General features: G+C 45.7%; 7 protein-coding genes. All 7 read left to right on the forward strand.

The annotated features are described in order from the left end of the window. Positions 1-6: 6 nt before the first annotated feature. A complete protein-coding gene (locus HMPREF2918_RS08595; protein WP_070595223.1) occupies positions 7-1,113 on the forward strand; it encodes a prephenate dehydrogenase in 1,107 nt (368 codons plus the stop codon). Between the two features lie 100 nt (positions 1,114-1,213). Further along, positions 1,214-1,552 carry a YlbF/YmcA family competence regulator gene (locus HMPREF2918_RS08600; RefSeq protein ID WP_003014453.1) on the forward strand — a complete coding sequence of 113 codons (339 nt, stop codon included), beginning with the start codon at positions 1,214-1,216 and terminating at the stop codon, positions 1,550-1,552. Between the two features lie 172 nt (positions 1,553-1,724). Next, positions 1,725-3,008 carry a 3-phosphoshikimate 1-carboxyvinyltransferase gene (gene aroA / locus HMPREF2918_RS08605; protein WP_070595225.1) on the forward strand — a complete coding sequence of 428 codons (1,284 nt, stop codon included), beginning with the start codon at positions 1,725-1,727 and terminating at the stop codon, positions 3,006-3,008. Next, positions 3,001-3,486, forward strand: a complete 486-nt coding sequence (locus HMPREF2918_RS08610; RefSeq protein WP_070595227.1) for a shikimate kinase — start codon at positions 3,001-3,003, stop codon at positions 3,484-3,486. Before aroA ends, HMPREF2918_RS08610 begins: the two co-directional genes overlap by 8 nt. After that, complete coding sequence (gene pheA, locus HMPREF2918_RS08615; RefSeq protein ID WP_070595228.1) at positions 3,477-4,331, forward strand: prephenate dehydratase; 855 nt, start codon at positions 3,477-3,479, stop codon at positions 4,329-4,331. The genes HMPREF2918_RS08610 and pheA overlap by 10 nt, the downstream gene beginning before the upstream one ends. Then, the gene (locus tag HMPREF2918_RS08620; RefSeq protein ID WP_045759339.1) at positions 4,328-5,641 is read left to right on the forward strand and encodes an LCP family protein; all 1,314 of its coding nucleotides are present in this window, start codon (positions 4,328-4,330) and stop codon (positions 5,639-5,641) included. Before pheA ends, HMPREF2918_RS08620 begins: the two co-directional genes overlap by 4 nt. Before the next feature lie 62 nt (positions 5,642-5,703). Continuing rightward, the coding region (gene rlmD / locus HMPREF2918_RS08625; protein ID WP_070595230.1) for a 23S rRNA (uracil(1939)-C(5))-methyltransferase RlmD at positions 5,704-7,055 on the forward strand (1,352 nt) is incomplete at its 3' end.

A 7,055-nucleotide genomic window follows, 5' to 3' on the forward strand; every position in this document is an offset into this window, starting at 1 on the left:
TTTCCTTTGGAGAAGAAAGTTGTTTATATTGCAGGCTTGGGCTTGATTGGTGCTTCACTTGCGCTAGGCATTAAGAGAGCCCACCCAAACGTGACTGTTCTTGGGTACAATCGTAGTGAAGCCTCTCGAACCATCGCCCTTGAAAGAGGAATGGTGGATCAAGTGACGGATGATTTCGCAGCCTTTGCCCCTTTAGCAGATATCATTATTTTGGCCCTTCCCATCAAGCAAACCAAGTCTTACTTAGAAACCTTAGCTAGCTTGCATTTGAAAGACCGGGTACTGGTGACAGATGCAGGCTCTACCAAGGCAGAAATTGTCGCACAAGCTGAAAAAGTGTTTACAGACAAGGCCGTACGATTTGTGGGAGGACACCCCATGGCTGGTAGTCATAAGACAGGTGCCGCAGCAGCAGATGCAACCTTATTTGAAAATGCCTATTATATTTTTACTCCTTCCAGCTTGACGACAGGAGGTGCCATGGAAGAGTTGAAAGAGCTTCTGAGTGGATTGGGATCTCGATTTATTGAAATCGATGCCGAGGAACACGATCGGGTGACTTCCCAGATCAGCCATTTTCCTCATATTTTAGCCTCGACTCTGGTCGAGCAGGCTGTAGCTTATGGGGAAGAGCATGAAATGACCCGCCGTTTTGCGGCTGGTGGCTTTCGGGATATGACACGGATCGCGGAAAGTGAGCCAGGTATGTGGACTTCTATTCTCTTGTCCAACCCTCAAGCGATATTGGAGCGGATTGCAGATTTCAAAGAGCGATTGGATCAGGTAGCTGAGACCATTCAAGCAGATAACGAGAAGGCTATTTGGTCCTTTTTCCATGAAGGGCGGAAGCACCGAAAAGAAATGCAAATCCATCAGCGTGCTGGACGCGATAGTGCCTATGATCTCTTTATCGATGTCCCCGATCAGGAAGGTGTGATCCTCGAAATCTTACAACTCCTACAAGGGATTTCCTTGGTTAATATTCACATCAATGAAGAGAATCGGGAAGATATCCACGGGATTTTGCAACTGACCTTTAAAAATGCAGAGGATCAGGAACAGGCCCAAGAATTGATCAGCCAGGCGACGTCTTATACCGTCCTTGCTCGCTAGGTCTTAAGAAGGATTTGCATCAAAATGCCTGCTTCATTTTAGGAATATTGAAGGAAAAGCAGTATAATAGAAGTATCTTATCAGTAAAGGAGCCTAGAAAATGGCAAATATTTATGATGTAGCAAACGAACTCTCTCGGACCCTGCGAGACCTTCCTGAATACAAGGCTGTCGTAGAAAGCAAGCAAGCGATCGAAGCAAATCCAGAAGCGAAAACGCTGTTTGACGAATACGTCGCTTTCCAAAATCAACTGCAAGGCTTGATGCAATCCGGTCAACTTCCAACAGAAGCTGTGCAACAAGAAATGAAAGACTATATGGAAAAAATCCAAGCAAGTCCGATTGTGAATGAATTTTTCACCAAACAACAGCAATTGTCTATTTATCTTGCAGATCTTGAAAAGATCATCTTTGAGCCGATTCAAGATTTATACAAGTAGAAATTTCTACCAGAGTTGTCATTTCGACTCTGGTATTTTCGTTCGCCACTAGAGGAAAACAAGCTCAAAAAATGCTTGGAAACATTCGTTTTTTGTTCCAAATTTTTGATCAAAAATTGAATTCATGTCCTATTTATGATAGAATATGTGGAAAAGCACTCTGGAGATGGCAATGAAATTAAGAACCAATAGCAAGGGTCTAAAGGGAACCATTCGAGTCCCTGGTGACAAATCCATCAGTCACCGATCCATTATTTTTGGAAGTCTTGCAAAGGGCGAAACTAAGGTCTATGATATCTTGCGAGGCGAAGATGTGCTTTCTACCATCCAGGTGTTTCGAGATTTAGGAGTCTCCATCCAAGATGACGGGGATGTGATTCGGATTCAAGGAGTAGGCTTTCAGGGCCTTCAAGCTCCGTCAGCTCCCCTTGATATGGGCAATTCAGGGACTTCTATTCGTTTGATATCAGGTGTCCTAGCAGGTCAGGATTTTGCAGTGACCATGGTCGGAGACGATAGTCTTTCCAAACGGCCCATGGATCGTGTCGCGATTCCACTGCGTCAGATGGGAGTAGAGATTGCTGGTCAGGGAGAGCGCGATTGCCCGCCTTTACATGAAAAAGGCACCCATCAGCTCCAACCGATTCATTACCGTTTACCAGTGGCATCGGCTCAAGTCAAGTCTGCTCTCATTTTTGCCGCTCTACAAGCTGAAGGTGAATCGACGATTATCGAGAAGGAAAAGACGCGTGACCATACGGAGGATATGATTCGCCAATTTGGTGGAGAGATCCAGGTGGATGGAAAAACCATCCGCATCCAAGGTGGACAAGAGTTCCAAGGTCAAGAAGTCATCGTTCCTGGAGATATTTCCAGTGCAGCCTTTTGGTTAGTGGCCGGCCTCATCCTTCCAGATAGTGTGATCAAGATTGAAAATGTTGGCATCAACCAAACGCGGACAGGGATTCTCGAAGTGATTCAAGAAATGGGGGGAGATCTCACCATGGAGGATCGCGATGAAAAAGCGGTCTCTGCAAGTCTCACTGTTAAGACTTCGTCCTTAAAAGGGATTCGGATTGATGGGGAGTTGATTCCACGCTTGATTGATGAATTGCCGATTATTGCCTTACTAGCGACACAAGCAAATGGTCAAACCGTGATTGCGGATGCTGAGGAGCTTCGTGTGAAAGAAACGGACCGCATCCAGGTCGTAGCAGATAGCCTCAATGCTATGGGAGCCAATGTCGTGCCAACGGAAGACGGCATGATCATCACTGGACCGACTCCTCTACATGGAGCTGACTTAGAGACCTTTGGAGATCACCGGATTGGGATGATGGCTGCCATTGCTGCCTTATTGGTGAGAGATGGAAATGTGGTGTTGGATCGGGCAGAGGCCATCAACACCAGTTACCCTAGTTTTTTTGAAGATTTGGAGACCTTACTGCATGGCTAAAATTTTACTTGGTTTTATGGGAACAGGTAAAACGACCGTTGGTCGCATTCTTGATCCAAAATTCCATGATATGGATGAATTAATTGTTGAAGAGATCGGCATGTCGATCAATGATTATTTCTCAGTGGAAGGAGAAGCTGCCTTTCGTCGTCGCGAGGCTGAAATGTTAGAGCGTTTATTGGAAAATGAAGTGGCCATCATTTCCCCCGGAGGTGGGATTGTGGTCAATCCTCATAACCGTGCGCTCTTGGAAAAAAATCCTCACAACATTTATCTGCGGGTAGATTTTGAAACCTTGTACAGACGAATTCAAAATGACAAAGCTATGCAACGTCCCCTCTTTTTAAACAACACAAAAGAAGAATTTAAGAAGATTTTTGATGGTCGTTTGCCTTTGTATGAAGCGATTGCTACCCATATTGTGGATGTCGAGGACAAAACACCTGAAGAAATTGCGGAGATCATTCGATGCTTGTAGGCTATCTTGGTCCTAAGGGATCTTTTACCCATGATGTGGCCACTCATAGCTTTCCAACTTCTGAACGCATCGCCTATCAGACGATCACAGATGTCATCAAGGCTTATGAGAATCAAGAAATTGATTTTGCAGTCGTCCCAGTTGAAAACTCGATTGAAGGCAGTGTCCATGAGACCCTTGATTACCTCTTTCACCAAGGGACCATCCAGGCCGTTGCAGAAGTGGTCTATCCCATCAAGCAACAGCTCTTGGTGGCTAAAAAAGACCGGCCCATTCGAACGGTCTATTCGCATCCACAGGCCTTGGCCCAAGGGAAGGCTTTTTTAAGAGCCCATTATCCAGATGCGGCTATGGAAATGACGGCTTCAACAGCCTATGCGGCTCGCTATGTAGCAGAGCATCCAGACTTGGAAATTGCAGCGATTGCCCCTCTGGCAGCAGCCAGTGAATACGGCTTGGAAGTCCAGGCCAAAGACATCCAAGAAATCGAGGACAATTATACACGTTTTTGGATTTTAGGGGCCAAAGAGCCAGCGATCTCAGAAACTTTAAGTCCAGCCCTTCAAAAAGTTAGCTTGGCCTTGACCTTACCAAGTAACTTGGCAGGAGCCCTCTATAAGGGCTTGTCTACTTTTGCTTGGCGGGGGATCAATTTAACCAAGATTGAAAGTCGCCCCCTAAAAACAGCTTTAGGAGAATACTTTTTCATTATTGACCTCCTAAACGAAGCGCCTGATCTTCTGCAATTTGCCTATCAAGAATTAGACAGTTTGGGCATTCAGACAAAAGTCTTGGGTCAGTATCAGGTCTATACCTTAAAAGATAACGGAATGGAGAAAAGATGAGTAACGAATCCAACTTTCTATCTCACCACGAGCGAAAGCGATTAGAGTACTTATACTCAAATTTTCATTATTTAAATGAACGAGAACAACTAGAATACAATTACCTGCTCAAGAAGAGCCAAGGAGCTTATGAGGAAGCAGAAGCCCTTCAACCTGAGGTAGACGCTACAGAAGAAGTGCAAGGAGAGATTGCTGAACCGATTGGGGATCTCCCTGTTTACCAATCACGTAGCAAAAAGTCTAAGAAGAAAGCAGTTGCTGCGACGAGCGATATACCTAAGAAACCACGGAAAAAAATTCGCGTCAAGCGGATTCTCAAGTGGATTGCTCTCTTTTTCTTGCTCATTATCGGTGGCATGGTCTTCATGTTTGTAAAAGGCCTCAACAGCAAGCCGACAGGTCCAGATGCCAAACCGGCTGTCGTTGAGAAATTTAACGGCAAGAAGTCAAGAGATGGGGTCAATATCCTGATCTTGGGGACAGATGGTCGGATCGGTGAGAAATCAGATGAGACCCGGACAGACTCCATCATGGTAGTCAATGTCAATAACAAAGAAGGCAAGATCAAGATGGTCAGCTTCATGAGGGATACATTGGTCCATATCGATGGTGTCAGCCAGCAAAATATTCCTGAATATGATGGCTACTACGACCAGAAGCTCAATACTGCCTTCACCATCGGGGAGCAAAATAACAACCAAGGGGCTGAATTGGTGCGTCAGATGCTCAAAGACAACTTTGACATTGATATCCAATATTACGCTATGGTCGATTTCAAGACCTTTGCGACAGCGATCGATACCCTCTTCCCAAATGGGGTCGAGATGAATGCGCAGTTTTCAACGGTTGACGGCGAAAAGGTCAGTGAAGTAGAAGTACCAGATGATTTGAACATGAAAGACGGTGTCGTTCCGCAACAAACCATCAAGGTTGGAAAACAACGGATGGATGGCCGGACCCTTCTCAATTACTCGCGTTTCCGTAAGGATGATGAAGGAGACTTTGGTCGGACCCGTCGCCAGCAAGAGGTCATGTCCGCTATCATGCATCAGATCAAGGATCCAACCAAACTCTTTACGGGATCAGAAGCCCTAGGGAAAGTCTTTGCTATGACGTCCACCAATGTTCCTTTCTCTTTCCTATTGACCAATGGACTTGGACTAGTCGGAAGTGCTGGAAAAGGAATTGAACGAGTGACCATCCCAGAAAATGGGGATTGGGTCGATTCCTACGATATGTACGGTGGCCAAGGCCTGCTGGTCGATTTCGATGCTTATAAAAAGAAATTGTACCAAATGGGACTGAGATGATATAATAAGGGGATAGGAGTTTTGGACTCCACCCCTTTTAATTTGTAGAAAGATAGAAAACGATGTTAAAGAAAAATGAAATTGTAACGGTTGAAATTGTCGATTTGACACACGAAGGAGCAGGAGTGGCTAAGGTCGATGGCCTGGTCTTTTTTGTGGAGAATGCCCTGCCAGGAGAAGTCATCCGCATGCGCGTGCTCAAGGTCAACAAGAAGATCGGCTACGGAAAAGTAGAGGAGTACTTGGAAAAATCACCTCACCGCAATGAAGAGCTAGACCTAGCTTACTTGCGAAGCGGCATTGCCGATTTGGGGCACCTGGCTTATCCGGAGCAGCTGAAATTCAAGGCCAAACAGGTCAAGGATAGCCTCTACAAGATGGCAGGAATCTCTGATATCGAAGTACCCCTGACCTTGGGGATGGACCATCCTGTCCAGTATCGCAACAAGGCTCAGGTTCCTGTCCGTCGTGTCAATGGTCAGGTCGAAACAGGCTTCTTTCGGAAGAACTCTCATGATTTGATGCCGATTGAAGACTTTTATATCCAAGATCCCGTCATTGACCAAGTGGTCTTGGCACTTAGGGATTTGATTCGTCGTTTTGACCTCAAGCCTTATGATGAGCAGGAACAATCTGGCTTAATTCGAAATCTTGTGGTTCGTCGAGGACATCATTCAGGAGAAATCATGGTCATTTTGGTCACCACTCGTCCCAAGGTGTTCCGTGTGGACCAGTTGATCGAGCAGTTGATCAAGCAATTCCCAGCCATCAAATCCGTCATGCAAAATATTAATGATCAGAATACCAATGCCATTTTTGGAAAAGAATGGCGGGTTCTCTATGGTCAAGACTATATTACGGATCAAATGTTGGGCAATAGCTTCCAAATCTCTGGACCAGCCTTTTATCAGGTCAATACCGAAATGGCAGAGAAGCTCTATCAGACAGCCATTGACTTTGCGGAGTTAAGAGAAGATGATGTGGTGATTGATGCCTACTCAGGAATCGGGACCATTGGCCTATCAGTTGCCAAGCATGTCAAGGAAGTCTACGGGGTCGAAGTCATCCCAGAAGCGGTAGAGAATAGCCAGAAGAATGCTGCATTAAACAATATCACCAATGCCCACTATGTCTGTGACACAGCTGAAAATGCCATGAAGAATTGGCTCAAGGAAGGCATCCAACCAACCGCCATCCTAGTTGACCCGCCACGCAAGGGCTTGACCGAAAGCTTTATCAAAGCAAGCGCCCAAACAGGAGCTGACCGTATCGCCTATATCTCCTGTAACGTCGCCACCATGGCGCGTGATATCAAACTCTACCAAGAGTTGGGCTACGAATTAAAGAAAGTCCAGCCGGTGGATTTGTTTCCACAAACGCATCATGTTGAGGCGGTAAGTTTGCTAGTCAAGGA

It is taken from the genome of Streptococcus sp. HMSC065C01, from assembly GCF_001813525.1.
GTDB lineage: Bacteria > Bacillota > Bacilli > Lactobacillales > Streptococcaceae > Streptococcus > Streptococcus parasanguinis_V.

What these genes read in the sequence shown, in the direction of transcription:
- HMPREF2918_RS08620 (WP_045759339.1), top strand. Translation starts at nt 4,328, where the DNA reads ATGAGTAACGAATCCAACTTTCTATCTCACCACGAGCGAAAGCGATTA.
- HMPREF2918_RS08610 (WP_070595227.1), top strand. Translation starts at nt 3,001, where the DNA reads ATGGCTAAAATTTTACTTGGTTTTATGGGAACAGGTAAAACGACCGTT.
- HMPREF2918_RS08600 (WP_003014453.1), top strand. Translation starts at nt 1,214, where the DNA reads ATGGCAAATATTTATGATGTAGCAAACGAACTCTCTCGGACCCTGCGA.
- aroA (WP_070595225.1), top strand. Translation starts at nt 1,725, where the DNA reads ATGAAATTAAGAACCAATAGCAAGGGTCTAAAGGGAACCATTCGAGTC.
- pheA (WP_070595228.1), top strand. Translation starts at nt 3,477, where the DNA reads ATGCTTGTAGGCTATCTTGGTCCTAAGGGATCTTTTACCCATGATGTG.